Origin of the sequence: Paraeggerthella hominis (assembly GCF_021044775.1) — a bacterium.
Lineage (GTDB): Bacteria > Actinomycetota > Coriobacteriia > Coriobacteriales > Eggerthellaceae > Paraeggerthella > Paraeggerthella hominis.
In genome coordinates this window covers 440,579-464,912 of sequence record NZ_JAJNOQ010000001.1, presented here as the reverse complement: position 1 = coordinate 464,912, position 24,334 = coordinate 440,579, and the positions used below count along the sequence as shown (strand labels likewise).

At 62.6% G+C, this 24,334-nt stretch carries 35 protein-coding genes and 2 tRNA genes; 27 read left to right on the top strand and 10 right to left on the bottom strand.

The features are described from left to right. The first annotated feature begins 3 nt into the window (after positions 1–3). The 4 genes from rodA (at position 4) to LQE90_RS02145 (ending at position 5,071) form a co-directional block, all read left to right on the top strand. The gene (gene rodA, locus LQE90_RS02160) at positions 4–1,194 is read left to right on the top strand and encodes a rod shape-determining protein RodA (RefSeq protein WP_114567418.1); all 1,191 of its coding nucleotides are present in this window, start codon (positions 4–6) and stop codon (positions 1,192–1,194) included. Between the two features lie 14 nt (positions 1,195–1,208). Then, entirely contained in the window at positions 1,209–2,294 is a 1,086-nt protein-coding gene (locus LQE90_RS02155; protein ID WP_216528672.1) for a YcjF family protein, read from the top strand. A gap of 85 nt (positions 2,295–2,379) precedes the next feature. Next, the gene (locus tag LQE90_RS02150; protein WP_216528671.1) at positions 2,380–4,359 is read left to right on the top strand and encodes a TIGR03960 family B12-binding radical SAM protein; all 1,980 of its coding nucleotides are present in this window, start codon (positions 2,380–2,382) and stop codon (positions 4,357–4,359) included. Next, on the top strand, positions 4,352–5,071 hold the full coding sequence (locus LQE90_RS02145; RefSeq protein ID WP_216528670.1) for a TIGR03936 family radical SAM-associated protein: 720 nt from the start codon (positions 4,352–4,354) through the stop codon (positions 5,069–5,071). The genes LQE90_RS02150 and LQE90_RS02145 overlap by 8 nt, the downstream gene beginning before the upstream one ends. 296 nt (positions 5,072–5,367) lie before the next feature. On the opposite strand, the gene LQE90_RS02140 is transcribed toward LQE90_RS02145, so the two are convergent. Together LQE90_RS02140 and LQE90_RS02135 are read right to left on the bottom strand one after the other, a co-directional pair. Next, positions 5,368–5,444: transfer RNA gene (locus tag LQE90_RS02140), tRNA-Asp, on the bottom strand. 20 nt (positions 5,445–5,464) lie between these two features. Then, positions 5,465–5,541 (bottom strand) — tRNA-Asp (locus LQE90_RS02135). 499 nt (positions 5,542–6,040) lie between these two features. Between LQE90_RS02135 and LQE90_RS02130 the strand changes: the two genes are divergently transcribed. From LQE90_RS02130 to LQE90_RS02120, 3 genes are read left to right on the top strand one after another with little or no spacing between them, the layout of a single operon-like run. Beyond that, entirely contained in the window at positions 6,041–6,592 is a 552-nt protein-coding gene (locus LQE90_RS02130; RefSeq protein WP_114565938.1) for a MarR family winged helix-turn-helix transcriptional regulator, read from the top strand. Beyond that, entirely contained in the window at positions 6,583–8,745 is a 2,163-nt protein-coding gene (locus tag LQE90_RS02125; RefSeq protein WP_216528669.1) for an ABC transporter ATP-binding protein, read from the top strand. The genes LQE90_RS02130 and LQE90_RS02125 overlap by 10 nt, the downstream gene beginning before the upstream one ends. Next, complete coding sequence (locus LQE90_RS02120; RefSeq protein ID WP_216528668.1) at positions 8,742–10,613, top strand: ABC transporter ATP-binding protein; 1,872 nt, start codon at positions 8,742–8,744, stop codon at positions 10,611–10,613. The genes LQE90_RS02125 and LQE90_RS02120 overlap by 4 nt, the downstream gene beginning before the upstream one ends. Before the next feature lie 49 nt (positions 10,614–10,662). Here LQE90_RS02120 and LQE90_RS02115 read toward each other — a convergent pair whose 3' ends face one another. The 4 genes from LQE90_RS02115 to LQE90_RS02100 all read right to left on the bottom strand — a co-directional run bounded on the left by LQE90_RS02115 (position 10,663) and on the right by LQE90_RS02100 (position 13,346). After that, the gene (locus LQE90_RS02115) at positions 10,663–11,766 is read right to left on the bottom strand and encodes a tyrosine-type recombinase/integrase (RefSeq protein WP_114565935.1); all 1,104 of its coding nucleotides are present in this window, start codon (positions 11,764–11,766) and stop codon (positions 10,663–10,665) included. Between the two features lie 96 nt (positions 11,767–11,862). Then, positions 11,863–12,075: a hypothetical protein gene (locus LQE90_RS02110; protein ID WP_114565960.1), complete on the bottom strand. Its 213-nt coding sequence runs from the start codon at positions 12,073–12,075 to the stop codon at positions 11,863–11,865. A gap of 66 nt (positions 12,076–12,141) precedes the next feature. After that, positions 12,142–12,837: a hypothetical protein gene (locus LQE90_RS02105; protein WP_147269844.1), complete on the bottom strand. Its 696-nt coding sequence runs from the start codon at positions 12,835–12,837 to the stop codon at positions 12,142–12,144. A gap of 110 nt (positions 12,838–12,947) precedes the next feature. Continuing rightward, complete coding sequence (locus tag LQE90_RS02100; protein ID WP_114565933.1) at positions 12,948–13,346, bottom strand: helix-turn-helix domain-containing protein; 399 nt, start codon at positions 13,344–13,346, stop codon at positions 12,948–12,950. A gap of 135 nt (positions 13,347–13,481) precedes the next feature. Here LQE90_RS02100 and LQE90_RS02095 point away from each other — a divergent pair, with 135 nt between their 5' ends. From LQE90_RS02095 to LQE90_RS12370, 5 genes are all read left to right on the top strand, one after another. Next, positions 13,482–13,622: a hypothetical protein gene (locus LQE90_RS02095; RefSeq protein ID WP_216528667.1), complete on the top strand. Its 141-nt coding sequence runs from the start codon at positions 13,482–13,484 to the stop codon at positions 13,620–13,622. 55 nt (positions 13,623–13,677) lie between these two features. Next, a complete protein-coding gene (locus LQE90_RS02090) occupies positions 13,678–13,917 on the top strand; it encodes a helix-turn-helix domain-containing protein (protein WP_114565932.1) in 240 nt (79 codons plus the stop codon). A gap of 19 nt (positions 13,918–13,936) precedes the next feature. Continuing rightward, positions 13,937–14,299: a hypothetical protein gene (locus LQE90_RS02085; RefSeq protein ID WP_216528666.1), complete on the top strand. Its 363-nt coding sequence runs from the start codon at positions 13,937–13,939 to the stop codon at positions 14,297–14,299. A gap of 20 nt (positions 14,300–14,319) precedes the next feature. Then, entirely contained in the window at positions 14,320–14,547 is a 228-nt protein-coding gene (locus LQE90_RS02080; protein ID WP_114565930.1) for a hypothetical protein, read from the top strand. 206 nt (positions 14,548–14,753) lie between these two features. Beyond that, a complete protein-coding gene (locus LQE90_RS12370) occupies positions 14,754–14,879 on the top strand; it encodes a hypothetical protein (protein WP_255713160.1) in 126 nt (41 codons plus the stop codon). On the opposite strand, the gene LQE90_RS02075 is transcribed toward LQE90_RS12370, so the two are convergent. Then, positions 14,848–15,402 carry a hypothetical protein gene (locus LQE90_RS02075; RefSeq protein WP_216528665.1) on the bottom strand — a complete coding sequence of 185 codons (555 nt, stop codon included), beginning with the start codon at positions 15,400–15,402 and terminating at the stop codon, positions 14,848–14,850. The genes LQE90_RS12370 and LQE90_RS02075 overlap by 32 nt on opposite strands. A 137-nt stretch (positions 15,403–15,539) precedes the next feature. After that, positions 15,540–15,740 (bottom strand): hypothetical protein, encoded by a 201-nt coding sequence (locus LQE90_RS02070; protein WP_114565928.1) that lies wholly within the window; start codon positions 15,738–15,740, stop codon positions 15,540–15,542. Between the two features lie 166 nt (positions 15,741–15,906). Between LQE90_RS02070 and LQE90_RS02065 the strand changes: the two genes are divergently transcribed. The 5 genes from LQE90_RS02065 to LQE90_RS02045 all read left to right on the top strand — a co-directional run bounded on the left by LQE90_RS02065 (position 15,907) and on the right by LQE90_RS02045 (position 18,513). After that, complete coding sequence (locus tag LQE90_RS02065) at positions 15,907–16,152, top strand: DNA-binding protein (protein ID WP_114565927.1); 246 nt, start codon at positions 15,907–15,909, stop codon at positions 16,150–16,152. A 93-nt stretch (positions 16,153–16,245) separates the two neighbouring features. Then, positions 16,246–16,746 carry a hypothetical protein gene (locus LQE90_RS02060; RefSeq protein ID WP_147269843.1) on the top strand — a complete coding sequence of 167 codons (501 nt, stop codon included), beginning with the start codon at positions 16,246–16,248 and terminating at the stop codon, positions 16,744–16,746. Next, positions 16,736–16,942, top strand: coding sequence for a hypothetical protein (locus tag LQE90_RS02055; RefSeq protein ID WP_216528664.1), 207 nt, complete (start codon positions 16,736–16,738; stop codon positions 16,940–16,942). The genes LQE90_RS02060 and LQE90_RS02055 overlap by 11 nt, the downstream gene beginning before the upstream one ends. Further along, entirely contained in the window at positions 16,923–18,266 is a 1,344-nt protein-coding gene (locus tag LQE90_RS02050) for a tyrosine-type recombinase/integrase (RefSeq protein WP_216528663.1), read from the top strand. Before LQE90_RS02055 ends, LQE90_RS02050 begins: the two co-directional genes overlap by 20 nt. Before the next feature lie 19 nt (positions 18,267–18,285). Then, positions 18,286–18,513 (top strand): helix-turn-helix domain-containing protein, encoded by a 228-nt coding sequence (locus LQE90_RS02045; protein ID WP_216528662.1) that lies wholly within the window; start codon positions 18,286–18,288, stop codon positions 18,511–18,513. Here LQE90_RS02045 and LQE90_RS12485 read toward each other — a convergent pair. Further along, positions 18,449–18,649 (bottom strand): helix-turn-helix domain-containing protein, encoded by a 201-nt coding sequence (locus LQE90_RS12485; protein WP_114565959.1) that lies wholly within the window; start codon positions 18,647–18,649, stop codon positions 18,449–18,451. The two genes, LQE90_RS02045 and LQE90_RS12485, sit on opposite strands and share 65 nt — an antisense overlap. A gap of 137 nt (positions 18,650–18,786) precedes the next feature. Here LQE90_RS12485 and LQE90_RS02040 point away from each other — a divergent pair, with 137 nt between their 5' ends. From LQE90_RS02040 to LQE90_RS02005, 10 genes are all read left to right on the top strand, one after another. Further along, on the top strand, positions 18,787–19,134 hold the full coding sequence (locus tag LQE90_RS02040) for a hypothetical protein (protein ID WP_216528660.1): 348 nt from the start codon (positions 18,787–18,789) through the stop codon (positions 19,132–19,134). A gap of 353 nt (positions 19,135–19,487) precedes the next feature. Continuing rightward, positions 19,488–19,895: a single-stranded DNA-binding protein gene (locus LQE90_RS02035; protein ID WP_216528658.1), complete on the top strand. Its 408-nt coding sequence runs from the start codon at positions 19,488–19,490 to the stop codon at positions 19,893–19,895. A gap of 8 nt (positions 19,896–19,903) precedes the next feature. After that, a complete protein-coding gene (locus LQE90_RS02030) occupies positions 19,904–20,578 on the top strand; it encodes a hypothetical protein (protein WP_216528657.1) in 675 nt (224 codons plus the stop codon). After that, positions 20,544–21,200 (top strand): ATP-binding protein, encoded by a 657-nt coding sequence (locus LQE90_RS02025; protein WP_114565918.1) that lies wholly within the window; start codon positions 20,544–20,546, stop codon positions 21,198–21,200. The genes LQE90_RS02030 and LQE90_RS02025 overlap by 35 nt, the downstream gene beginning before the upstream one ends. After that, entirely contained in the window at positions 21,190–21,654 is a 465-nt protein-coding gene (locus LQE90_RS02020; RefSeq protein WP_216528656.1) for a DUF3310 domain-containing protein, read from the top strand. Before LQE90_RS02025 ends, LQE90_RS02020 begins: the two co-directional genes overlap by 11 nt. Further along, complete coding sequence (locus LQE90_RS02015) at positions 21,654–22,046, top strand: hypothetical protein (RefSeq protein ID WP_216528655.1); 393 nt, start codon at positions 21,654–21,656, stop codon at positions 22,044–22,046. The genes LQE90_RS02020 and LQE90_RS02015 overlap by 1 nt, the downstream gene beginning before the upstream one ends. Continuing rightward, positions 22,043–22,240, top strand: a complete 198-nt coding sequence (locus tag LQE90_RS02010; RefSeq protein ID WP_147269842.1) for a hypothetical protein — start codon at positions 22,043–22,045, stop codon at positions 22,238–22,240. Before LQE90_RS02015 ends, LQE90_RS02010 begins: the two co-directional genes overlap by 4 nt. A gap of 98 nt (positions 22,241–22,338) precedes the next feature. After that, a complete protein-coding gene (locus tag LQE90_RS12365) occupies positions 22,339–22,464 on the top strand; it encodes a hypothetical protein (protein WP_255713159.1) in 126 nt (41 codons plus the stop codon). Then, positions 22,464–22,586, top strand: a complete 123-nt coding sequence (locus LQE90_RS12360) for a hypothetical protein (RefSeq protein ID WP_255616279.1) — start codon at positions 22,464–22,466, stop codon at positions 22,584–22,586. Before LQE90_RS12365 ends, LQE90_RS12360 begins: the two co-directional genes overlap by 1 nt. A 180-nt stretch (positions 22,587–22,766) precedes the next feature. Further along, entirely contained in the window at positions 22,767–23,753 is a 987-nt protein-coding gene (locus LQE90_RS02005; RefSeq protein WP_216528654.1) for a DUF389 domain-containing protein, read from the top strand. A gap of 68 nt (positions 23,754–23,821) precedes the next feature. On the opposite strand, the gene LQE90_RS02000 is transcribed toward LQE90_RS02005, so the two are convergent. Further along, positions 23,822–24,010 (bottom strand): hypothetical protein, encoded by a 189-nt coding sequence (locus tag LQE90_RS02000; RefSeq protein WP_123192051.1) that lies wholly within the window; start codon positions 24,008–24,010, stop codon positions 23,822–23,824. Between the last annotated feature and the right edge of the window lie 324 nt (positions 24,011–24,334).

Here is a 24,334-nt window from a genome sequence, read left to right as displayed (position 1 = left end):
GTCATGGCGCAGCTGCCCCAGATCAACTCGGTCAAGGCTCCCGACAGGGCCGTAACGCAAGCCACGCGAACGCGACGCTTCCCTTGGCTCAACCTTCCGTTCGTCATCGTGGTGGCGCTTCTGGTGTGCTACGGGCTGGTGATCGTTTATTCGGCGGTGCTCAACGATCCCGACTACAGCTTTTCGCGTCAGCTTATGGGCGTGGCCGTCGGCGCGATAGCCATGGTGCTGGTTTGGCAGTTCGATTACCGAAGGCTGTCCGACTACACCACGCTGTTCCTCATCGTGAACGTGGTGCTCATTCTGTCGCCTCACCTACCCGTTATCGGCGTGAACACCATGGGCGCCACGTCGTGGATCAACGTTGGCATACAGATTCAGCCGGGCGAGTTCGCCAAGGTGACGGTCATCCTTTTGGACGCCAGTATCATGGCACGCTACGGAGGGCGGCTTGACGACCCGCGCGAGTACCTGAAGGCGCTCGGCCTTATGCTGGTGCCGTTCGCGTGCATCATGACGCAGCCCGACCTGGGTACGGGCCTGGTGTACCTGTTCATCGGCGCCGTGGCGCTGGTGGTGGGCGGCGCGCGCCCGAAGTACCTGCTGATCACGTTGGCTGCCGGCATTGTGGCGGTGGCGGCCGTGTTTGCCATCGACGAGGTCATCAAGGGGTCAACGGGAGAATACAAGCTGCTCAAGCAGTACCAGCGCAACCGGTTGCTGGTGTTTCTCGATCCCGGCCTCGACCCCAACGGGGAAGGCTACAACCTTCGCCAGGCGCAGATCGCCATCGGGTCGGGCGGGTTGTTCGGCAAAGGGCTGTTCCAGGGCACTCAACATGCGCTGGGCATTCTGCCTGAAGCTCCAACCGACTTCATCTTCTGCGTTCTGGCTGAAGAGCTTGGGTTTTTCGGTGTGATGGTGCTGCTTTCGCTGTACGCGTCGCTTGTTTTGATAAGCTTCCGTATTGCGGCGGCGGCCAGCGACCTTTTCGGCATGACCATCGTCATGTGCGTTGTGGGCATGTGGCTGTTCCAGATTCTCGAGAACATCGGCATGGACTGCGGGCTCATGCCCATCACGGGCATCCCCTTGCCGTTCATGAGCTACGGGTCGTCGTTCATGATGGTCAACTTTATCATGGTGGGTATGATCGGATCGGTGTGGACCCACAACATGGCAAGCAAGCGTTAGGGAAGAAGGCGGTTATGCAGCTACCCGTTGACGTCAAGGCGGTTATCGACGAGGCCACCAATATCGACGAGGCTCGTCGCACTTCCATTTCAGTGAGCGTGTACCTGGACGACACCGCTCCCGGCGACGTGCAGGCGCACGTACGCCAGGCGTTCGCCAGCGCGTCCGCGCATGCGCGCGTGTCGCTGACGTACCTGGACGGCCGTCCGTTCGTGCCGTACGCGGGCGACGACATGGCGGTTATCGTGGCGGGACTGGGCGATCAGGTGGGCGTGTGCGCTCAGCACGTGCGCGCGGTCGGCGTGCCGGTCATGGTTGTGACCACGTTGCCGGAGCTGGTTTCCGACATAGCGCGGGCCTCTGGCTTCCCTATTCCGGACGGCGATGTGGTTTCGCCGAAGATCGTGCAGCCCAAGCAGCTGCCCGCTGAAGGAGAGGACCCGTCTGCCGCGCAGCCTTTGACCGAGCCGTACGCGCTCGACGACGCAAGGGCCGCGTCGCTTTCGGAGCGCATGGGGGGCTGGGTCATCGATGCCTGCAACGAGAAGCGCCTTGCCTGTGCGCTGGCGTTCCCGTTCGTGCGCAAGCCGCTGTCTATGGAAGCCGTGAACGCGACGTCCTTGCAGAACGCGGGCGTGGGCTTGCTGGTTATCATTCCGGGTGCCGATATGCCCGTCATGACGCTCAACCAGGCGAAGATGCTGCTCATGATAGCCGCCGCCTATGGCGAGGAGCTCAACATGGAGCGCGTCAAGGAGCTGGCGGCGTTGGTGGGCGGCGCGTTCGCGTGCCGCGCGGTCGCTCGTCAGCTGGTGGCGTTCGTTCCCGCGCTCGGCTGGGCCGTGAAGGCGGCGATCGGGTACACGGGCACGCAGGCTATGGGCCGTGCCGCGATCGAATACTACGAAGGCGGCCCGAACTTGGGTAGGCTGACCGATGCCGTGGCTTCCGCCCGCGACAAGGTGGTCCAAGCCGCCGCGAAGCGCGCGGCTCAGAAGGCGCAGGCCACCGGTGCCAAGGCCGTGGAGGCCGTGCGCGCCAAAGCCGCGCAGGCGGTCGGCGGCGTGCGCCCGGGAGGCGGCGCGGTCAAGGGCCGCTAGTTCGCACTTTTGTTCCGGGGGCCTGCTCGGTCCCCGGTGTTCTGCTTGTTTTTGCTCATCCCGCATTCGAAGAGGGGAAATTCCGATGAAGGATCTTTGGCCGCAGCTCGAGCCGCTGCTTGTCCATGCAGAGCGTCCTGCTCGCTATCTAAACCATGAGTACGGCTGCGTTTACAAGCCCGAAGCAGACTTTCGCTTCTGCATGGTGTATCCCGACACGTACGAGTTGGGCCAGGCCAACCAGGCGCTGCGCATTCTGGTGAACGCGGTGAACGCCCAGGAGGGCATGGCTGCGGAGCGCGCCTTCCTTCCGGCTTCGGACATGTGCGACACACTGCGCGCCGAAGGCTTGCCGCTGTTCAGCATCGAGAGCTGCGCGCCGGTGGCGTCGTTCGACGCAGTGGGCATCACGCTGCCGCACGAGCTTGCCGCCACGAACGTGCTGGAGACGCTCGACCTAGCGGGCATCGCGCTGCATGCGAAGGATCGCGCGCAAGACGATCCGTTCGTGATGGGCGGCGGACCCTGCGCCTTCAATCCCGAGCCGTACGCCCCGTTCTTCGACTTCCTCAGTATCGGGGAAGGGGAGGAGGCGTTGCCGGAATACTTGGCCATTGTCAGGCGCATGCGATCGGAAGGCGCGGCGCGTGCCGACATTCTGCGCACGCTTGCCCAGCAGCCGGGTTGCTACGTGCCCTCGCTGTACCGTTGGCGCGACGAGGCGACGGCGCAGCAGGAGGGTTCGTGGATCGAGCCGCTGGAGGTGGAGGCGCCCGCGCGCATCGACAAGCGCCTGTTCGAAGGCTTTGCCGAAAGCCCCGGTTGGGAACCGTGCGTCGTGCCGTTCACGGAAGTGGTGCACGATCGTCTGAACGTCGAGATCCTGCGCGGCTGCGCGCGCGGGTGCCGGTTCTGCCAGGCAGGCATGATGTATCGTCCCGTGCGCGAGCGATCGGCGGACAACGTGGTGGCTTCGGTGGTGTCGGGTCTGGCCGAAACCGGTTACGACGAGGTGAGCCTGACCTCGCTTTCCTCGACGGATCATTCGCAGATCGCCGACATTCTTACGCGACTGAACCGTGCGTGCGACGGGAAAGGCGTGCGCATCTCGGTGCCTTCGCAGCGCCTTGACTCGTTCGGCGTGGACATGGCCGAGCTGGTGGCGGGCCAGAAGAAGGGTGGTCTCACCTTCGCGCCGGAGGCCGGCACCCAGCGTTTGCGCGACGTTATCAACAAGAACGTGACGGAGGACGACCTGTTCGGCGCGCTCGACGCCGCGTTCTCGGCGGGCTGGCGTCGCTGCAAGCTCTACTTCATGATCGGCCTGCCTACCGAAACTGACGAGGACATCAAGGGTATCGCCAGCTTGGCGCAGCGCGCGTACGACCGCATGAAGGCCGCGACGCCGCCCGAGCAGCGCGGCAGCTTGCGCATGAGCGTTTCATGCGCGCTGTTCGTTCCGAAGGCCCAGACCCCGTTTCAGTGGGACGGGCAGATTCCTCCCGAGGAAGCGTTGCGACGCGTGAACCTGCTGCGCAACTCGATCAAGTACCGTGCGATCGACGTGCATTGGCACGATCCCTCCACCAGCTTCGTGGAGGCCGTCATGAGCCGTGCCGGACGCGAAGCCGCGGCGTGGGTGGAGGCGGCCTGGCGGCGCGGCGCGCGGTTCGACGCGTGGACCGAGCATTTCAACGCGCAGGCTTGGCGCGATGCCGCGCAGGAGGTGGGCATCGATCCCGAAGCGATCGCGCAAACGGCTTATCCCACCGATCGGGTTATGCCGTGGTCGCATATCACCACGGGTGTGTCCGAGCGCTTTTTGGCGCGCGAGCGCAAGCTTGCCGAACAGGAGCGCACGACGCCCGACTGTACGTTCGGGGCGTGCTCTGCGTGCGGCGCATGCCCTTCGCTTGGCGCGGACAACCAGCTGGCGCGGCCGCGCGTGGCCAGCGGGTCCAATGCGCAGCCGGAGTCGCCGGATTCCGATCTTCGCGCGCACGCCGCCGCTCCGGAGGATGCCCCGGCGGCCTCCGACGAATGTCAGGAGGAAGCTCATGTCTGATCCGAACCTGTTTCGCCTTCGCGTGACGTTTTGCAAGCAGGGGCGCTTGGCGCTGCTCTCCCACTTGGAGGTGGCGCGCGCCCTCGAGCGCGCCGTGCGTCGCGCGGGACTGCCGTTTGCCGTGAGCCAGGGATTCTCTCCCCACATGAAAATTGCGTTCGGCGCTGCGCTTCCGGTGGGCGTAGGGGGCACGCACGAGCTGTTCGACTTGCAGATGACGCGCTACGTAGCGCCTGACGAGGCATTGGAGGCATTGCGGGATGCAAGCGTCCCCGACCTGATGGTGAAGGATTGCGTCTACATCGACGCGCGCACGCCGGCGGCTTCGGCTGCGTATCCGATCGGCACGTACCGGGTGCTGCTCTCTTGCGCCCCCGCCCAGCTGCCGGTGCCCGAAGAGATCACCGTGATTCGCAAGAAGAAGGAGAAGGTTCTGCGGGTTTCCGACTTCCTGGTGGGAGAGATGGAGCTTGCTGGAGCCGTCCTGACGTTTTCGCTGGAGTCGAAGCCTACGGGGTCGCTGCGTCCCGACGTGCTGCTGCAAGCTTGCTGCGCGCAGGCGAACGCTTCCGAAGATGATGGCTGCTGCGCGGCGCCTCTGGCGTTTTTGGTGGAGAACGGCGAGCCGTCGCTGGTTGACGAGGATCCATGCGACGACGGACGGATCCTGCGCGTCGTCACTACGACCCGCATCGACCAGCGGGCCGTTTGAGTCCGGCAGGTTTTCGCGGTGCAAACGCGGGCGCTTCGTGCGTCCGCGTTTTTTGTACCTGGTTTCGAGCGCTGTTGGCGCGGTGGAGAGCTTTCGGTTCTGTCAAAACGAACGAGTTTTGCTGGTCCTTGAATCAGGATAAAGGCTAAGGTCGATCGTCTGACCTGGTACGATGAGATACGTGCTCGAGCGCTTCGCCTGCAAGGGGTCGAAAATCGCCGCAAAACTCGTTCGTTTTGACAGAGCGGGGGACCAGACAGCAAAAAAGCCCGCAAAAGCGGGCTTCTGCAAGTAAATGGCGGGATGTACGAGACTCGAACTCGCGACCTCCGACGTGACAGGCCGGCGCTCTAACCAACTGAGCTAACACCCCAGGTGCGGCAGTGAAGTAAATGGCGGGATGTACGAGACTCGAACTCGCGACCTCCGACGTGACAGGCCGGCGCTCTAACCAACTGAGCTAACACCCCTTGCTTCAGCAGCGCGGATTATTCTACCGGGTGTTTTCCAATCGCGCAATACCTAATTTCAAAAACTTTTGATTCTCGTGTGTTCCCGCGTGCGAGGGGGAAGGGAGGGCTCTCGTGCGGAACGGGACGGACGGTTCCCAGCGGTGGGCGAAGCACCCGTGCGATTTTGCGGCCCCGTGGGGACTCGCACGATTGCACAGCCGTGCAATCGCGGGGCGGATGGGGCGTCCCGCGAGGCCGCGCTCTGCAACCAAGGGGCGGACAGGTGCTCGCGCCAAGTCGTACTCCGCGATCCCGGGGCGATCAAGGCGCGTGCGGCAGCCCGCAGCTAGCCGCCGTCCTCATGCCCCGTTCGCGGTGCATGCAGGTTCTGTGTTCAAATAAACATTTCGGTACGCAGTATTTAACTCATGTTAAAGTTTAGCAGCTAAATTACAGGGGTATGGGAAGGTGCGCCGCTTGCATTGCGCGGAATCTTCCCCAGCATGAGAGGAACGATATGCCTGATTCGTTCGGACAGATCAGAAGCGAGCTTTTCGAGCTCATGGGACGCATGCGGCACGGCAGCTTCACGCCGCCGACCCCCGATGGCATGACGCCCTCGGAAGCGCGCACGATCATGGCTGTAGATGAGATGGTTCGCCGCCACGGAGAGGCGCGGCCTAACCGCGTGGCCGAGTTCGTGCGCACGACGCCCAGCGCGCTGTCGCAGACGCTTCGATCGCTTGAGGACAAAAACCTTATAGAGCGCCGCCGTCTGGGCGGGGATTATCGGGGCGTCACCGTCAGCCTCACGCAGGACGGGGAGCGCCTCGCGCAAGAGGGAAGGCGCCTTCGCGACGAGTACATCGACCGGGCCATAGCCCATGTCGGTGAAGAGGACATGCGCCATCTGGTGCGCATCTTGGGCAAGATGGCGGAGTTCCGCGAGCAGCACAGCGGCTTGGAAGCTGCGTCGGCATGCGAGGGATGCGCATCCCGCCCTTTCTGCGATGACGCGCGGGAGGACCATCCTGCCGATGCGAAAGGCGGCGACGTTTCGTGCGCATAATTCGCTATCTGAAAAACTGCAAACTCGCGGTGGCGCTCATCGTATGCCTGCTTGTCGTCCAAGCGGCCACCGATCTGGCCCTGCCGAACTACACGTCGCAGATCGTGGACGTGGGCATCCAGCAGTCGGGCGTGGAGCATGCGGCGACCGAGGAGATGACCGCGAAGACCCATGATGCCGTAGCCATGCTGTTGCCCGAAAACGACGAGCAGGTGTTCCGCGCTGCCTACGACCAGACGGAGCAGGGTACGTACAGGCTCAACGACCAGGGGCGCAAGGAGATCGACGCGCTCGACAAGATGGTGTCCGTTCCGCTTGTGATCGCCCACTACGCCGACAAGATCCCCGACTTCGATCTCGATCAGGCTCTGCAGGCCTATCGGGAGGGGGTCGTCACGAAGGACCAGGTTCTTTCGCTGCGCGATCAAGCCGAACAGCAGATAGGGGACAAGGGCCAGGCCATCGTCGAGCAGCAGGCCATCGCCGCCGCGAAAGCCGAATACGAAAGCCTTGGCTACAACCTGTCCGACATGCAGATGGGTTATCTTATTCGCGTGGGCCTGCTGATGCTGGGCCTTGCTGCCGTGGGCATGGTCGCCGCCGTATGCGTGGGCTTCATCGCCTCTCGCACGGCCGCGAAGGTGGCTGCGGGCTTGCGTTCCCGGCTGTTTCGCCAGGTGGTCGGCTTCTCGGACGCCGAAGTGCAAAGCTTCTCGGCCGCGTCGCTCATTACCCGCGGGACCAACGACGTCCAGCTGGTGCAGATGGTGATCGTCATGCTGCTCCGCATGGTGCTGTACGCTCCCATCCTGGCTATAGGCGGCATCATCATGATCTCGCGCACCAGCCTGTCGATGAGCTGGATCATCGTTGCGGCCGTGGCGGTCATCTTCGCGGTCATCATGGTGCTCATGCGCGTGGCGCTGCCCAAGTTCCGCATCATGCAGACGCTTGTCGATCGCGTGAACCTGGTGTCGCGCGAGATGCTCACGGGGCTGCCCGTCATTCGCGCGTTCGACCGCCAGGAGTACGAAGAGGCCCGCTTCGACAAGGCTAGCACGCACCTGATGAAGACCCAGCTGTTCACGAACCGCGTCATGACGTTCATGATGCCGTTGATGATGCTGATCATGAACGTAGTGTCGGTGCTGATCGTATGGGTGGGCGGCAGCTACATCGATACGGGTGCCATTCAAACCGGCGACCTGATCGCGTTCATCACCTATTCGATGGTCATCATCATGGGCTTTCTCATGATCGGCATGATATCCATCATGCTTCCGCGCGCCGACGTAGCCGCGCAGCGCATCAACGAAGTGCTCGATGCGCGTCCGACCGTGTGCGACCCTCCCGCCGACGAAGCCTGCGACCAGCGTCTGGCCGCGCGTACCGGCGGGGCGGCCATCGCATTCAACGACGTGAGCTTCAAGTACGGCGACTCCAAGGAATGCGTGCTCGAGCACGTCGATTTCGTGGCCGAGCCGGGCAAGACCACGGCCATCATAGGTTCCACGGGATCGGGCAAGTCCACGATTATCAAGCTGATCGAGCGCTTTTACGATGCGACCTGCGGATCCGTTACGGTGGACGGCGTTGACGTGCGCCACGTGAGCCAGCACTGCCTGCGTGCTCAGTTGGGCTACGTTCCTCAGGAGTCGTTCCTGTTCAGCGGCACTATCGGCTCGAACATCGCGTACGGCAACGAGGACATGCCCCCCGAGCGCATCGAGACGGCTGCCTCCATCGCCCAAGCCGGCGAATTCGTCGCCTCCAAAGAGGAAGGGTTGGACGCCCGCGTTTCGCAGGGCGGAACGAACGTGTCGGGCGGGCAGCGACAGCGCCTGGCCATCGCCCGCGCCTTGGCAACCGATGCGCGCGCCTACCTGTTCGACGACAGCTTCTCGGCGCTCGACTACAAAACCGACGCCGCTTTGCGTCGCGAGCTGGCGGCGCGCCTGTCCGACAAGACGGTGGTCATCGTGGCGCAACGCATTTCGACGGTTTTGAACGCCGATTTGATCGTGGTGCTCGACGAAGGCCGCGTGGTGGGCAAGGGCACGCACGAGCAGTTGATGGAGTCTTGCGAGGAGTACCGGGAGATCGCGATGTCGCAGCTTTCCGAAGCGGAACTGAACGGAGGTGATGCCGCATGAGCGAACGGAAGCCTTCCGACCGGCAGCAGGCCGAGGCGCCGCGCCGTGGCCCCTTCGGCGGTCACGGGCCCGCGGGGCGCATGATGCCCGGCGAGAAGCCCAAGGATTTCAAGGGCACGCTTGGCAAGCTCGTCTCGTTCATGGGGCGTTTCAAGGCGGCGCTCGTGGTGGTGGTCGTGTTCGCCATCGGATCGACCGTCTTCAATATCGTGGGGCCGAAAGTGCTCTCCACTGCGACGACCGAGCTGTTCAACGGCATCGTCGCCAAGATCGACGGTTCGGGCGGGATCGATTTCGACGCCATCGCGCGCATCTTGGCGTTCACGCTGGGCCTGTACCTGCTGTCGGCAGCGTGCTCGTTCGTCCAAGGTTGGATGATGAGCTCGATCTCGCAGCGTACGTGTTACCAGCTTCGCCGGGCTATCGCCGAAAAGATCGATCGCATGCCCATGGGGTACTTCGAGCGCACGCGGGTCGGCGATACGCTTTCGCGCATCACGAACGACGTGGACACGCTGGGGCAGAGCCTGAACCAGGGCGTGACCCAGCTCATCACGTCCGTGACGACCATCATCGGCGTGCTGGTCATGATGCTGAGCATCAACCCGCTTATGACGCTGATCACGGTGCTCATCCTTCCCGTGTCGGTAGTGCTCATTCTGGTTGTGGTGAAGCGTTCGCAGAAGTACTTCGTGGCTCAGCAGAACACGTTAGGCGAGATCAACGGCTTGGTGGAGGAGACGTTCTCGGGGCACGCCATCGTGAAGGCGTTCAACCGCGAGCAAGGCGCGCTCGAAAGCTTCAACAAGACGAACGGGCGGCTGTATGCGTCGGCGTGGAAATCGCAGTTCATCAGCGGCCTTATGCAGCCCATCATGAACTTCGTGGGAAACCTGGGTTACGTGGCCGTGGCCGTGGCCGGCAGCTTTCTGGCCGTGCAAGGGGTTATCACGGTGGGCGACATCCAGGCGTTCATCCAGTACGTCAAGAACTTCACGCAGCCCATCACGCAGCTGACGCAGGTGTCCAACGTGCTGCAGCAGATGGCGGCGGCGGGAGAGCGCATCTTCCGGTTCCTGGAGCAGCCTGAGGAAGAGCCCGAGCACGTGTCCGCGCGCACGGCCGACGTCGAGTGCCGCGTGTCGTTCGATCACGTGCGCTTCGGCTACGATGCCCAGAACCCGGTCATCAAGGACTTTTCGGCCGGGGTCGCTCCGGGGCAGACCGTCGCGCTGGTAGGGCCTACGGGTGCGGGCAAGACCACCATGGTGAAGCTTCTCATGCGGTTCTACGACGTTCAGGGCGGCGCGATACGGATCGGCGGCGTGGACGTTCGCGACTTCGCGCGCGACGACGTGCGCAGCTTGTTCGGGATGGTGCTGCAGGATACGTGGCTGTTCAACGGGACGATTCGCGAGAACATCCGCTACGGCAACCTGGACGCGACCGACGAAGAGGTGGAGGCGGCGGCGAAGGCTGCGTACGTTCACCATTTCGTCCAGACGCTTCCCCAGGGCTACGATACCGAGATCAACGAGGACGCCAGCAACATCAGCCAAGGCCAGCGCCAGCTTCTGACCATCGCGCGTGCCATCTTGGCCGACCGGCGCATGCTCATCTTGGACGAAGCCACCTCGAGCGTCGACACGCGCACCGAGGAGCGCATCCAGAAGGCCATGGACAACCTCATGCGCGGGCGCACCTCGTTCGTGATCGCGCATCGGCTGTCCACCATCAAGCGCGCCGACCTCATCTTGGTCATACGCGACGGCGATATCGTGGAGCAGGGGTCGCACGATGAATTGCTGGAACTTGGCGGTTTCTACGCAGAGTTGTATAATTCTCAACTATATGACTTGCGCAAATGACCTGGGTATATTTTGGAAATATCCTTATTTTTCCTATCTGGGATAGAGGTTAGGATATTTCGGACAGGCGCGATGCGGCTTCCACGGCCACGGAAACCAGCTCGTCTCCGCCGGGACGGTCGTAGTGCCCGACGGTAGTGGAAGCCTGTGTGTGCCCCATTATGCGGGCGACCTGCTCGATCGGGACCCCGGCCTTCCAATGCATGATCGTCTCGAACGACGGGCGCAGCGACTGCATTGGAAGGTACGGGACGGCGGATGCTTTAACGAGCCTTTCCCATGTTCTCGCGACGACGTAGCGCGGAACAGGCTCCCCTGCGCCGTTGTCGTTGGCCCACAAGGCGTGATCGGGCAAGTCTGCGACGATATCGCGCAAACGGTCGCACCAGGGCTTGGGAAGCCCTACGGTGCGCTTAGACGCTCTCGTCTTCAGACGCGCGCGAAGCTCTCCGTCGTCGGCGAGCTGCGACGTTATCGCTATCGAGGCGGCTTCGTCTCCGAACTCGACGTTCTCGATCGGCACGCCGCACGCCTCGCCGACTCGCATTCCGGCGAACGCGCACAGGATGAAAGGCACTTCGCATGCCGACCCCCGCACGACTTCAGCCAGCTGCTCGAGCTGGGCTTGCGTGTACACGCTGCGGTCCCTTCGCTCGGAATCGGCGTACCTGAACTTCTTGTCTGCCGGATTCGTCGCGATGAGCTCGAACATGACGGCATGATCGAGCGTTTTCTTCAGCACGATCCGCGCTGTCTTCGCGCTCGTCCTCGGTATTTCGAGGAGCCACTTCTGGATGTCGAGCGGCCTCACCTCCGTGCACGGCGTGCCGCCCCACCTGGGAGCCACGTGCTTCGCCCAGCAGCTGTCGTACTGCCTGGCCGTGCGATTCGACATCCTGCCGGACGCGAGCCTGTCAGCCATGACGGGCCGCTCGTGATCATCCCATAGGGCTTTGACGGTCATGGCCGGAGGGGCTTCGACTTCCATCCTTCGCTCGGCTAGAAACCTGTCAGCTTCCCGGTACGTGCATTCGAGCGTCTTGGACTTGCGAACGCGCCCGTCGGTGGTATTCTCGATCCATCTTACGACGTGCTTCGTCTTCGTCACGATCGTTATCGACCCCCACGACCGGCGACGGCTTTTCCTGGACATGGTACAATGCACCTGCCTTCCGTTATTCGGTTGGTACTTCAGAAGCCTCGCGCTAGGGTTGCCGCCCGGTGATGCGCGGGGCTTTCTTTGCAGTTATTATTTAAACAGCTTCTTCAATATGTCCATGGTGCCGAACGTTGTCCTGCGGTAGACCGCGTTCTTTACGGAGCGCCGTGGGTTTTTCGCAAACCCAACGCCCTTTTTGCCGTACATCGGGTTGATGGATTTTTTAACCGACCTTTTTGCACGTCCTGTCGTTCTCGCTTTCAAGGACGATTTTATGCGCGGTTTTCTGTACCCGATCTTCATTCGCTCCATCTCCTCTCTAGATTGAAGCCATTCGACAATGCCACCCATATGAGCTGGGCTTTCTTGTTAGTATGTCAATTCAATCGCGTAATAGAATTCGCGACGATCCCGCATCGACGGTATCTTCGATATTGTTGCCGAACTCGGAAGCTGGCCTACCTTGTCTGTCAGGGTGCTGTAGGCTCCGCAGGTTGCTGCTATTTCTGTGACGGGAATCTCCTTGTCGAGCAAAAGTATATGCGGCTTTGCGCGTGAGCCCTTAGGTACTTCAATCATCCTGGTGTCTCCAGAAATACTGATTGACCCTACAACGAAATCAGGAGCACCTTCCGAACGAACGAATTGTTTATTGGCGACATCAAACTCTTGTTTGAATGCAGATTCTTTGATGTTGAATTTGACCAGGCGCCCTTCATTCATCGCCTTTTGCCTGCTATCTAGCAGACCTTTTACCTCTTGGTACGATGGCATGTACGCCTTTATTTCTGGGATTATCGGAGAATATGACCCTGTTCGCATTGCGTCGATCTGCACATCGAAACCTCGCTTGCACAGCTCTTGCAGAATGCCTCCATAAGAGGACATGAATCCGATTGGTTTACCATTGTAAAGTAGCGCGCAGGCACTAGAGTCTTCATCGCTCGTGCTCCATACGCCGCCTGTCTCAGCACTGATCATTGTGATCTCGTCCGCGGTAGCATGAAGCACAATCCTTTCATGCTTCTTTATGCTTTTGAGCGGTGATCCGTCGTAGACGTACACCTTCCGCTCTTCGCAACCCGATAGCAGCAGAGGCTTTAGGGTAGGCTTGGACTGCAGAGGGTATTCTCTTTCGCCAGATTTTCCAAACAGTATTGAAAATAGTCCCATAATTACGCCCCTATCTTTTCCGCAGCCCGTCCATCGTCCATATTTTTCGCTGCACCGTCGTCGGCCATCGTCTCGGCGGTGTTGAGCACCGCCAGACGCTCGCGCTTGGTGCATCTGCGGTACGCGGACACGAGGCGTTCTTCCTCGGCGGTCTCCGCGATCTTCGGCGACGAGGCGGGGAAAGGCGTCGGGTCGTCGGTTCGGCAGAGCAGGTAGTCGGTGGAGCAGCCGTATTTGTCGGCGATGGCGCATAGTATCTCGCCGTTCAGCTTGCCGACGCCCTGCTCCCAATTTCGGTACGTACCGAGGCTTACGTTGAAATAGCTCGCAGCATCTTCTTGCGTGAACCCTCCGACAGCTAAAGCGTAAGAGCGTCGTGCTTCACCAATGTTGTTTTCCATGATAGCTCCTACCAATTGTTTTGGTACAAGAAATATTACCACCAATTCCAAAATTACGCTTGAAACTACTAGAAATTGTTGTACTATACCTACTGAAGGCACGAAAAATTCTAGTAGTTAAGTTGGAGGTGAACCATGGAGGATACGAGAACCCCGCCCCTGGTGGCGATCGCCACCTGTATCCAGGTTGCGTTTCTCGTCCTGTTCTATGCGGACCTCTTCCTGGACTGGGGGCTGCCCAGAACGAGCTTCCTCGCGATGCCGTTCCTCGCGTAGGGCGTCGCCCTCGGCTGGAAGCTCCGCGAAAAGCGCATGAAGGGAGGTGATTCCATTGTTGGAGATTAAACCGCTCGCGTCCGAGCGAGTGCGCGTCGGAATGACGCAGGAGGAGGCCGCCGCGCGCCTGGGCTGCAGCGCGAAGAGCCTGTGCTTCTACGAGAACAACGTGCGCGACATTCCCGCAGAGGTGGCGAACTCCGCAGCCGACCTGTACGGCTGCTCCACCGACTACCTTTACGGCCGCACAGACGAGCGCCTTCCGAGGGATGTCAACGAGCGCAAGGCAGGGTAGGAAAGGAGGAGATGAGTAAATGTTTAAGAATCTACGGGGCTTCATGCATATGCGGGAAGTTACGCCTGAGCAAGTTGCATCTGAAATCGGTTGCACGGAAGCGGTATTCGAGATGAAGCTGTCTGAAGCTATCTCGTTCACTCTCGACGAAGCGAAGGCTATCCGGGACAGGTTCTTTCCGGGTTATCGGCTCGATGGTCCCTTCGGATTATTCGAATCCGACGGCGACGTGCCGACCGAGCGGGAGCGCCTGCACCACTACGCGGAGGCTATCGGCAACGAGCTGACGAAGGACGGCGCGAAGCCCGACCCGGAGGTAGACGAGATCGTGGAGCTGTTCCACGGCTGCGCGGAAGCGTACGCCGAGCGCGAGGCGGGATAGGGAAGGAGGCGAAAAAGCAAGTGGAGATCGAAGCCGAGGACAAGGCGCTGTTCGTTCAGCGCATCAACGATGCCCTCGTCGAATGCGGCGCGCACCGATACGACTACCTGGCCGAGACGCCGATGGTCTACGAGGTGGACGATCACGGCGAGGAGTGGGTGCGCATCGAGGGCGTGGACCACAAGCGGGCGAACGTCAGCATCGACAGCCTGCCGGCCCTCATGACGGACATCAGGCCGCTGCTGTAGCGGCCATGAGGTGAACCCGCCGCAAAGGATCGACCGATCCGGCCCGTCCTTTCAGCCGCAGCCGCGCCGACCAGATGCGCCGCTGTAAGCGCGAAGGCAACCCGTTCCATTGGCAGCGCGCTGTCGGTCATCCTCCGCAGCGGGCTCGCCGCAAGCACCTTAACAATCGAATACCCGGAAACACGGCAGCCGGAAAGGCGGTAGCCGTGAAACTGAAAGACCTGTTTGGCATGAGCGAGGATCAGGCGGAGTCCGTTAAAGACGTCGTGCTGGGCTACGTTTTGGGTGTGGTGAGCACGCTCATTGGCTTGGTGCTTGAATCAATGAGCTGACCAGATTGACGAGGTACGGTATGGCTGCTGTGGCAAGGCCGAGGAACCATCCGATGATCACGTTGTTGCGGCTGTGCTTCCTGTCCTCGTCGCGTATCCGATCGACCTCTTCTTTACGCCGAGCCTCCAGTTCCGCTAGCTTGTCGTGGCGGGCGATGGCCCAGTTCGCTTTCGGGTCGTAGTCGACGTACAAGATGTCTCCGTCGAAATCGCGAAAACAATGGATGAAGCCGAGATCCGACAGTTGAAGGTACATTCCTTGCACGGCTTCGGATTCAAGGCGCGATGCGGCGTATCCTTTCGCCCCGTCTCCGAGACTCACGAGCTTTCTGAGCTCGTCGATCTCGTCGTCCGTGAGAAGGTCGACCGATTGCATGGCCGATGACTCGGAAACTCGCTTTCCGAGGTTGTCGATGCTCCTTCGGATCTCGTCGGTTGATTTCGATGCCTGGGCGACGGATCTTCCCACGTTGCCGACGCTTGACGCTATGCCATCGAGCGGTCTTCTCAGTTCGCTTGTCATGGCGCGCCTTTCCTCGATTGCCTCTCGCAAAGCCAATTCTAACAGGCTGCCGTGTTTCCGGGTATTCGGCTCGGTGCGAACGTACCTTGAAAACCGAATAGGCATGGAGTCGGAAACGCTTCCGACGAGAGAGGTTGTTACGAGCCGAGCCAGTCGCGGAACTCGTCCAAGACGCTCGGAAGGGACTTCTCGAAGAACTCGGCAACGGCCATCGCCGCCGCCTCAGGGCTCGGATCGTCGCCCAGGTCGTCGATGATCGGCTCCGATTCGCTTTCGCGGTCGGGGGAGCGCTGCAGCAGCCCATCGCTTTTTATGAAGCTGTCGAGGTCCTTGAACATACTATTACCTCCGTTCTAAGCGAATCTTACCACGTTTTCGCCTCCATGCCTATTCGGCGAGCACATTGAAAACCTAGGGCACCGCCCAATACCCGCTCCCGACAGGGAGAAGCGGGGAACACCGGTGCTATCTGATAGCGATGATCGATTGAGAAAGGAGGCGCCGATGGAAACCGAAACCCATGGGCAGATCTTCGCCGAGATGGCGAGGGTCGCCGAGCTGCCAGTGAAGCCCATGTACAGGCTGAGGGAGGTGGAGCGTGCGTCAGGCATACCGTACAGCACGCTGTCGCTCGCCGTAAGAAGCGGGGAGATGAAGTCCTTCATGCCGGTCGGGCAGTCTCGCGGCATGCGGGTGAAGCCAGAGTGGTTCGACGATTGGTTTATGAGAGGAGTGCGGAATGCGAGCTGAAAAAGAAGCGCGCCCAGCCGTGGAAAGCAAGCGCGCAACTGACCAACAGGTCGTAAATAGCATAACACGCGCAGTCAAGTACGACATGGAGCGATGCCTGCGCGACGAATGGGAGCGCGGCATGCGGCTGCTCCCGGTGCCGTTCGCGGCGATGCTCGCGATCTACGCGATCATGATGGCATGCGGGGTGGGGTCATGAGCGAAGGGGAGGATCGGACGGTCACGTGGGCGCTCAAAGCCGCCGCATGGGCTGAGAGGCCGTACCCGGCCGATCCGAGCATAACGACCTTCGCGGCCTGGATGATAAGGCTGACCGCCGAGGCGAGCGTTACGAAGAGGTGCACCATCATGCGCAACCAGCAGGCGATGGGGATGAGCAACAACTACTGGCCAGCCCTGTCGCGCCTCGCGGTCATGCACAGCCCCCATCTGGCGAAGTACATACATCCGGCGCACAGGCAGCCCCTCGACGGGCGGGAGGGCGTCGAACTGATGAACGAGCTGTACCGCCGCGTGGTGGGCCGCTCGCCGAAGGTTCGCGACTGGACGGCCGCGCGCGACGCGGTCGGGCAAGGCGCCTTCGATGGTCGATAGGTCGGCGGACGTCGGCCCCTGGCTGATCGTCGTGGACGCGATGGATTACGACCGCGCCGACGAGCTGGGGCGCACGATGGGGTCGCTCGGCGTGACGGGCAAGTTCATGCGCGGAGAGGTCGCCGACTGCATGGCCGACGCGGCCCGGTGGCGAAAGCACAGGAAGGAACAGGAGATTGTCGAGCATCAGGATTGATCCTAGGACGGGCAGCATAGTAGTGCGGTCGTACGCCGGCGTCGACGCGGCGACGGGAAAGACGCGTCAGGTATCGAGGACGCTGCCGCCGGGAGCGACCGACGAAGAGATCGCGCAGACCGTTGAGGAGGTCGAGCTGAAGGCGGGCCGCGCGAAGAGGACTGGCTCCGGCTACACGGTGGGCGCGCTCCTGGACTACTACCTGGACGGCCTCGTCGACTACGGGCATGCGGCGTCGACCGTCGCGGCCTACCGGTCGATGGCCCGCTGCTACGTTCATCCCGGCGTGGGGCGGATCGAGTACGACCGGGCCTCGGCGTCGGACTTCTCGGCGCTCTATCGGTCGCTTCTGCGCAGCGGCGGAAAGGACGGATCGCCGCTGTCGCCCGTGACCGTTCGCAAGCTCCACGCGATGCTGTCGGGCTGCTTCTCCACGCTCATGCGCGACGGCGTGGTGGACTCCAACCCCGTCCTCGGCGTGGCGGTGCCGCGCGGCGGAAGCTCTGAGGCCAAGCCGCTTTCCGAGCGCGACTTCGCGGCTCTCGCGGCGCGCCTCCACGAAGTTCTTGCGAAACCGGTCGAGGACGACGCGGGCTACATGGAGCGGACGTTCGCGGCGGCATGGTTGACGTGCCTGCACACCGGGGTCAGGCGCGGCGAGCTCGCCGGCTTCCAGGTCGGCGATTGGTCGGAGCGGATCGGCATGGACATGGCCCCAGGCGGCGAGGCGTCGTGGCATCCGGGCGTGAGGGTTTCCCGCTCGGTCGCGCAGGTCCCCGGCATGTCGGCCCCCGCCGAGTACAAGGAGCCGAAGTCCGAGCGCGGCAAGCGCGTCTTGACGGTCGACGACGAGACCGCCGGCGCGATCCGCTCGCAGATCGCGCTGCAGCAGGCCGTCATGGCCGAGCGCGGCTGCCGGCAGACGGACGAGACGCCCTTGTTCTCGCATCCGGACGGGACGTGGATACTTCCGTCGGAGTTCACGGCGGAGTTCCGCGCCCTCGCGAAGTCGCTCAAGCTCGCCAAGCACGTCCACCTGCACACGCTCCGGCACACGCATGCGACCTACCTGCTGTCGCACGGCGAGGCGATAAAGGTCGTACAGGAGCGGCTCGGGCACTCGAAGATCGACGTGACGCTGGGAATCTACGGCCACGTGCTTCCGGGGCGCGATGCGCGGGCGGCGGAGAGCTTCGGCGCCCTTTCCAAGTCGATGGTGGAGCGGGCGTGTTCCGCGCCCATCGTCTCGTACGCGCCGAAGTGCCCGCTGTCTGGGGAAACGTGCGCGAGGTTCTACAATCCATCGGGAAAAAGCAATGCATGAAAGGAAGGAGGCGCCAGCCATGGGAAACGGCCGGGAAGCGTTGAAGGAGGCGCGCAGGCGCGCCGGCATGACCCAGCAGGCCGTAGCGGATTCGCTGGGGATAAGCCTTAACTACTATCAGAAGATCGAGGCGGGGGACCGGACGGGAGACTTCGAGATATGGGATGCGCTGGAAGATATGTTCAGCGTTCACCAACGTCTCTTGAGAACGACGGATCCTCCGTTCTCCCAAGGATCCAATCGGTAGACGTGTCGAAGAAGTCCGCGAGCTTTACTAGCGTTTCCGGTGACGGCGCCCTGGTGCCCTGCTCGTATTTCTGGTAGGCGTTCAGCGAAATCATGAGATGGTCAGCCGTTTGCTGCTGAGTTAGAGCATGCGCCATTCGAATTTCGCGGAGCCTTTTTCCGAGCAATTGAACTCCTAAAACAGGTATTGGTTACATACGAATTGTATGTTAATATGCACCTAGAAAAAACATACATAACGTATGTATACAGTACGAATGTAAGGAGGATCGCCATGCTGCACATGATCGACAAGGCCGAGGTGCCGGGCTACCGAGACGGAGACAAGAGCCCTCTTCGGGTCTTCTGCGAGGAGACCGCCAGGGAGTTCTTGGAGAAGTCGAATCCCGGAGACGTGGCCGAGGTGACGTGCGCTCCGGTGGAGCCGGGCGAGAGGGGCGTGCGGAGGCTGGCGGGCGCGTTCCGCAGCGCGCTCTTCTGCATTGACAGGAGCGCCGACCTGCGCCGGGAGGTGCGCGTCATCACGCGCAACGGCGAGCGGGTGTTCCTGGAGCGCGCGAAGCTTGCTCGGCCGACGGAACTCCGCGAGCCGAACCCGTATCCGGACCACGTGAGGAGATAGGGAATGGAAGGAAAAAAAGAAGCGCGCCGGATGTGGAAGTCGGGGCGCGCATCCGCCGATGAAGGCAACCGAATGATACCACACGGCGAATGGGAGCGCAGCTGCAAGATGCTGCCGGCCCCGTTCGCCGCCGCAGCCGCCGCCTACGCGCTCATGCTGGCGTTCGGCGTCGGGGCGTAGGAGCGGGAGGAGCGGCATATGGGAGCGATCGGAGGGTCCCGGAAGAGGGACCCGCGCGGACGAGGCGCGCGGGTCCGTCGTCGAAGGGGGGCTTCGAGCGACGGCCGACAGTCTACACCATACGCCCTTTCGAGTGAAGGGGCGGCCGAGGGAACGAGAGGAAAAGCACCTTTATGAGCATAAACAGAACGATCATCAGCGGGCACCTGACCCGCGAACCGGAGCTGAGGTCGACCGCGGGCGGCATGCCGGTCCTCAGCTTCGGCGTGGCGGTCAACGACCGCCGCAAGAACCAGCAGACCGGCGAATGGGAGGATTACCCGAACTTCATCGACTGCACCATGCTCGGCAACCGAGCCGAAAGCTTGAGCAGGTACCTGTCGAAAGGTACGAAGGTCGCGATCGAAGGCAAGCTCTGTTGGAGCCAGTGGGAGCGCGACGACCAGAAGCGCAGCAAGATCGAGGTGGTCGTTGACGATATCGAGCTTATGAAGCGGCAGGACGGCTCGCAGGCGGTTGCGAGCGCCGCGCCGGTCGTCGACGCTTGCCAGGCGGTTCACGACGAAGACATACCGTTCTAGGAGAAACGATGCCAAACAAGTTCACTTGGTTCCCGAAGATAACGAGAGTCGTCGAGCGGATCCCGTCCGAGGAGCAGCGCGGCATGTTCGCGCTCGCCGTAATGCGCTACGGCACCGAGGGCGCGGAACCCTCTCTCGAATACCCGCTCGACGCGCTGTTCGAGTCGATCCGCGAGGACGTCGACAACTCCGTGAGCGCGCGCGAGGGCAACGCCGGAGGGCGTCCGAGACGGCAGAGGAAAGAAGCTACCAGAGACGTTCGAGAAGCCGAAAACGAGCCGGAAAACGCGCCGGAAGATGAAAAGCAAGCCGAAAAAGAACGGAGTTTAAACGAAGGTGAAACCCCCGTTTCAAACATCGAAAACGGGGGTTTTGAAACCTCGGAACCCCTCCTATATAAACCAAGCCAAGATAAACCAATCCAAACCAGACCAGAAAAAGAGGGAGGTGCGCGCGCGAGGTTTCGCGCCCCGACCCCCGACGAGGTCCGAGCCTTCGCGGAGGAGGCCGGGCTGAGCCTCGACGCGGAGCGGTTCTGCGACTTCTACGCGTCGAAGGGCTGGACGGTCGGCAAGTCGAAGATGCGGGACTGGAGGGCCGCGGCGCGCAACTGGGCCCGCCGCAACGCTGCCGGGAAGGGGGTCGGCCATGATGAGCTTGGCGAGTACGCTGGGGCGTTTTGAGGCGCCGAGGAACACTCCGGAGCAGGAGGCGGCGGCAGCCGCCTGGAAGGAGGGGCAGCGACGGCTGAAGGTGGAGGAGCGGCTCGCCAGATCCGGCGTTCCCTCGCGCTACCGCTCGGCGTCGCTCGACGGGTGCGACCGGCGCATCGCCGACTGGGCGGCGTCGCCGTCCGACGTGCTGCTGCTCCGAGGAGACGTCGGGCGCGGCAAGACGCACGCCGCCTGCGCCGTCCTGATCGCCAACGCCGCCGAGCGCACGGTGCTCTTCGCGACGTCGCTCGACCTGCTGCGGGACTTCCGCAGCGTGTTCGACGGGGCTGCTCGCGAGGCCGACGTGATGGGGCGGTACCGCAACGTCGGTCTGCTCGCCGTCGACGACCTGGGCAAGGAGCGGCCGACCGACTGGGCGCTGTCGAAGCTGTTCGACGTGCTGGACGCCCGCATCAGGACCGGCAAGCCGACTATCGTCACGACGCAGTACAACTCGATCGATCTGACGTCGCGGATGGCGTCCGACGGCAACGTAGAGACAGCCAAGGCGATAGTGAGCCGCCTCGGCGACAGGAGAAACGCGGTCGTCGCCTTCGACGGCCCGGACAGGAGGCTTCGAAATGGCCGATAACGTGAACCACCCCGACAACTACACGCAGGGAGGGATCGAGTGCATCGACGCCATGCGCTCGATGGCCGGCGAGGGCTTCGCCGCTCACCTGCGCTGCACGGTGCTCGAGTGCCTGTGGAGCTACGACCTCAAGGACGGCCTGGATGATCTCCTCAAAGCCCGACGGTACCTGGACGAGCTGATCGACGAGGCGCGAGCCGAGGAGGGGCGCGCGGCCCTCGCCGGGATGAGCGATGCGGCCTCGTCGGACGCCGTGCGTGCGGCGAGCGAGGCCGAGCGGGCCATGGTGGAACGGACGTGCAGCGAAGCCGCCCGCCCAGCCCGCATCGGCTACGGCATCGGCGCAGGTGAAGATCACGATGCCGATGATTCCGAGCACGACGAGTTCGGGAAAAAGGGATGCATGAAAACGCTCTACGGTCCGGTGACGGGATTCTGCCGCGAGGGGGCCTGATGGCGGAGCACTACGGGCAGGTGCGGGGGTTTCGGCATCGAAGCGATCAGAAGGCGGTCGAGCAGCCCGCCGCGCCGCTCCCGAAGCGGCGCGGCACCGAGAAGCACCTGGAGGACATGGTTGCCGATCCGAGCGACCGAAGGCACGGGACGGCTACAGGCTACAAGTACGGATGCCGATGCGAGAGATGCCGCGCCGCTTCTCGCGAAGCCCGCAAGAAGGGAGCCGAGAGGGAGCGCGAGCGCCGAGCAGAAGTGCTCGCCGAGATGTCCGCCGATCCCGGCCATCTGTCGCATGGCACGTACGCCGGCTACAACCGCTACGGGTGCCGGTGCAAAAGCTGCCGACGCGCAGGGCATCTGCACTACATCAAGACGAAAGGAGGCCGATGATGGCCGATGAAACGAGCGGGATCGAGAAGCTGCGAGCGTTCGCAGACGCAGCCGAAACCTGGAACACCCGCTGGGAGCGCACGTGCAAGCCCATCCGCAAAGGCACGAGCGTATCGTGCGACGTATGCGGGAGCGAGCTGCACGATCCGTATAGGTTCTGCGGCGGATGCGGCGCGAAGGTGGTGGACGAATGAGCGGACGCGAGACGTGCTTATGGCGGATGTGCTGGCTAGCGAAAGGTAAGTTTGCCGTAAGCACCCAATGCGGGCACGAGTTCCTGTTAACGAAGAATATGCGCCTCCATGCTCGCATGCGAAAGCCATCATTCGCTTGCCCGTACTGCGGGCTGGAAGAGCGGCATGCCGACGAGAGCAACTGGGATCCTTCCGACGAGCAGCTGGACGAATGGGGCATGTGATGGCGGCGTGGCTGTTCGTCGCGTCCATCGCGCTCATGGCGGCGTTCTGCGCGTGGGTGCTGGCAGGGATCGCGAGGATGCTCGCCGTCGAGTTAATGAGGAGGAAGGAGGATCGCCGATGATATAGGAGCGTATGCCCCGGCTGCCCGTCGCCCTTCTCTAAAGAACGCGGCGCACTCAACCAGCAGGACGTTTTGCAGCCATCCGATCGGAGGCGCGGAATGAGCGCAGAGAGCCTGCCGCCGTGGCCGGTGTGGTAGCATTCTCTTCCAGGAATCCACCGCCGAGCGAAAGGCCATTCGATGAGCGTCGTGTCCAGGATATTCGCGGGAGGGAAAACCAACGCCGAGAGGATCCCCGAGATCGAGCGCATCACGTTGGTGCGCGTCGATAATCCCGTCAAGCAGTACTCCGCGTTCCTTCTCTGCCTCGTGCTGTCGGCGGTGATCGCCACCTGCGGGATCGCCGCCGAGTCGTCTGCCATAGTGATAGGGGCGATGCTCATAGCCCCGCTCATGTCGCCCATGATCGGCACGTCGTTCGCCATCGCGACGGGCAAGCGGCGCCAGGCGGCGAGGGGCCTTCTGGTCGCCCTCTCGGGAGCGGCTGCGGTCGTCGCCGTCGCCGGTGTTACGTCGCTCGCCATACCGGCCGGCGTCCCGCTGGTCGGCAACGGCGAAGTGTCGTCGCGGGTCTCCCCGCGCCTCGTCGACCTCGTCGTGGCCGTCGCGTCCGGGGCCGTCGGAGCCTTGGCCGTCGGCCGCGACGACGTGTTCGACGCCATCCCGGGCGTCGCCATCTCGGTGTCGATCGTGCCTCCCCTCTGCGTGGCGGGCGCGGCTCTCGCCCAGGGGGCCCAAGCGGTCGCGTCAGGGGCCCTGCTCCTATTCACCGTGAACTTCTTCGCCATCCAGCTTTCGTGCAATGCCGTGTTCTTCCTGATGGGCTTTGCCGGGCGCGCGCAGGACGGAAGCAGCGCGAAGGCGAGGCTTTTGTGGTACGCCACCGCGGTCGTCGGGACCGTCCTGCTCGCCGTGCCCCTCGCCGCTGCGAGCAACGAGGTCATCGAGCAGTACTCCTTCGAGCGCGGCGCCGCGCAGTCCGTGAGGGAGTGGCTGCGGGAATCGTCCTACGAGCCGGTCTCCGTCGACGCGTCGGGCGGCGCGGTGGTCGTCGAGATCGCCGGCGAGGGGACGTTGCCCGACCTGGACGACCTGCGCATCCTGCTAAGGGAGAGCAAAGTTCCCGTCGAAGACGTGAAGATGAGGGTTACAAGGCAGTACAGCTGACGAAGGAAGAGGGCCCGCAGCCGATCCAAGGCTGCGGGCCCTCTTCCTTTAAGCGAGAGCGCGGTCGGCTACTTGCGCTTCACCTCCGCCTCGATGTCCTTCACGGCGTTCTTCGCGTCGGCGGCGACGTCCTTGGCGGCGTTCTTCACGTCGTGGGCGGCGTCCTTCACGGCGTTCTTCGCGTCGTGGGCCGCCTCGCTCACGGCTTCCTTCGCCTTGTCGGCCGCTTCTCCCAGCTTTTCCTTGACGTCTTCCATTGGCTCTCCTCTCGAGTCGATCTGCCTTGTCCGGCATTGTAACGGCAGGGGCGATGGGCGGAGCGAGACGGGCGGGAAACCGTTGCGGATCTGATTCTTTAATGCAACTGGCACGAGCTTGCTTCGCGCGGGCGCGCTGGACTCGCCGACGTCCGTGCCGTATCATCTGCAAAACGACCGACGCAGGGGAGGAGCCGCGCCATGGTTCGCGAGAGGCAGCGTTACAGGGTGTTCGACCGCGGGGCCTTGATAGCCGAGGGGACCGCGAGCGAGTGCGCGGCGGCCGCGGGCCTCAAGCCGCGCACGGTCCAGGCGTACGCGGCC

Coding starts and splice junctions, on each gene's coding strand:
- LQE90_RS12485 (WP_114565959.1), bottom strand. CDS start 18,649: ATGGCGCATGCTCTAACTCAGCAGCAAACGGCTGACCATCTCATGATT.
- LQE90_RS02015 (WP_216528655.1), top strand. CDS start 21,654: ATGGCGGAGCACTACGGGCAGGTGCGGGGGTTTCGGCATCGAAGCGAT.
- LQE90_RS02065 (WP_114565927.1), top strand. CDS start 15,907: ATGGAAACCGAAACCCATGGGCAGATCTTCGCCGAGATGGCGAGGGTC.
- LQE90_RS02100 (WP_114565933.1), bottom strand. CDS start 13,346: ATGGAAAACAACATTGGTGAAGCACGACGCTCTTACGCTTTAGCTGTC.
- LQE90_RS02075 (WP_216528665.1), bottom strand. CDS start 15,402: ATGACAAGCGAACTGAGAAGACCGCTCGATGGCATAGCGTCAAGCGTC.
- LQE90_RS02010 (WP_147269842.1), top strand. CDS start 22,043: ATGATGGCCGATGAAACGAGCGGGATCGAGAAGCTGCGAGCGTTCGCA.
- LQE90_RS02020 (WP_216528656.1), top strand. CDS start 21,190: ATGGCCGATAACGTGAACCACCCCGACAACTACACGCAGGGAGGGATC.
- LQE90_RS02150 (WP_216528671.1), top strand. CDS start 2,380: ATGAAGGATCTTTGGCCGCAGCTCGAGCCGCTGCTTGTCCATGCAGAG.
- LQE90_RS02085 (WP_216528666.1), top strand. CDS start 13,937: ATGTTTAAGAATCTACGGGGCTTCATGCATATGCGGGAAGTTACGCCT.
- LQE90_RS02030 (WP_216528657.1), top strand. CDS start 19,904: ATGCCAAACAAGTTCACTTGGTTCCCGAAGATAACGAGAGTCGTCGAG.
- LQE90_RS12360 (WP_255616279.1), top strand. CDS start 22,464: ATGGCGGCGTGGCTGTTCGTCGCGTCCATCGCGCTCATGGCGGCGTTC.
- LQE90_RS02025 (WP_114565918.1), top strand. CDS start 20,544: ATGATGAGCTTGGCGAGTACGCTGGGGCGTTTTGAGGCGCCGAGGAAC.
- LQE90_RS02060 (WP_147269843.1), top strand. CDS start 16,246: ATGCCTGCGCGACGAATGGGAGCGCGGCATGCGGCTGCTCCCGGTGCC.
- LQE90_RS02095 (WP_216528667.1), top strand. CDS start 13,482: ATGGAGGATACGAGAACCCCGCCCCTGGTGGCGATCGCCACCTGTATC.
- rodA (WP_114567418.1), top strand. CDS start 4: ATGGCGCAGCTGCCCCAGATCAACTCGGTCAAGGCTCCCGACAGGGCC.
- LQE90_RS02035 (WP_216528658.1), top strand. CDS start 19,488: ATGAGCATAAACAGAACGATCATCAGCGGGCACCTGACCCGCGAACCG.
- LQE90_RS02000 (WP_123192051.1), bottom strand. CDS start 24,010: ATGGAAGACGTCAAGGAAAAGCTGGGAGAAGCGGCCGACAAGGCGAAG.
- LQE90_RS02110 (WP_114565960.1), bottom strand. CDS start 12,075: ATGAAGATCGGGTACAGAAAACCGCGCATAAAATCGTCCTTGAAAGCG.
- LQE90_RS02115 (WP_114565935.1), bottom strand. CDS start 11,766: ATGTCCAGGAAAAGCCGTCGCCGGTCGTGGGGGTCGATAACGATCGTG.
- LQE90_RS02155 (WP_216528672.1), top strand. CDS start 1,209: ATGCAGCTACCCGTTGACGTCAAGGCGGTTATCGACGAGGCCACCAAT.
- LQE90_RS02005 (WP_216528654.1), top strand. CDS start 22,767: ATGAGCGTCGTGTCCAGGATATTCGCGGGAGGGAAAACCAACGCCGAG.
- LQE90_RS12365 (WP_255713159.1), top strand. CDS start 22,339: ATGCGCCTCCATGCTCGCATGCGAAAGCCATCATTCGCTTGCCCGTAC.
- LQE90_RS02055 (WP_216528664.1), top strand. CDS start 16,736: ATGGTCGATAGGTCGGCGGACGTCGGCCCCTGGCTGATCGTCGTGGAC.
- LQE90_RS02045 (WP_216528662.1), top strand. CDS start 18,286: ATGGGAAACGGCCGGGAAGCGTTGAAGGAGGCGCGCAGGCGCGCCGGC.
- LQE90_RS02120 (WP_216528668.1), top strand. CDS start 8,742: ATGAGCGAACGGAAGCCTTCCGACCGGCAGCAGGCCGAGGCGCCGCGC.
- LQE90_RS02130 (WP_114565938.1), top strand. CDS start 6,041: ATGCCTGATTCGTTCGGACAGATCAGAAGCGAGCTTTTCGAGCTCATG.
- LQE90_RS02145 (WP_216528670.1), top strand. CDS start 4,352: ATGTCTGATCCGAACCTGTTTCGCCTTCGCGTGACGTTTTGCAAGCAG.
- LQE90_RS02040 (WP_216528660.1), top strand. CDS start 18,787: ATGCTGCACATGATCGACAAGGCCGAGGTGCCGGGCTACCGAGACGGA.
- LQE90_RS02070 (WP_114565928.1), bottom strand. CDS start 15,740: ATGTTCAAGGACCTCGACAGCTTCATAAAAAGCGATGGGCTGCTGCAG.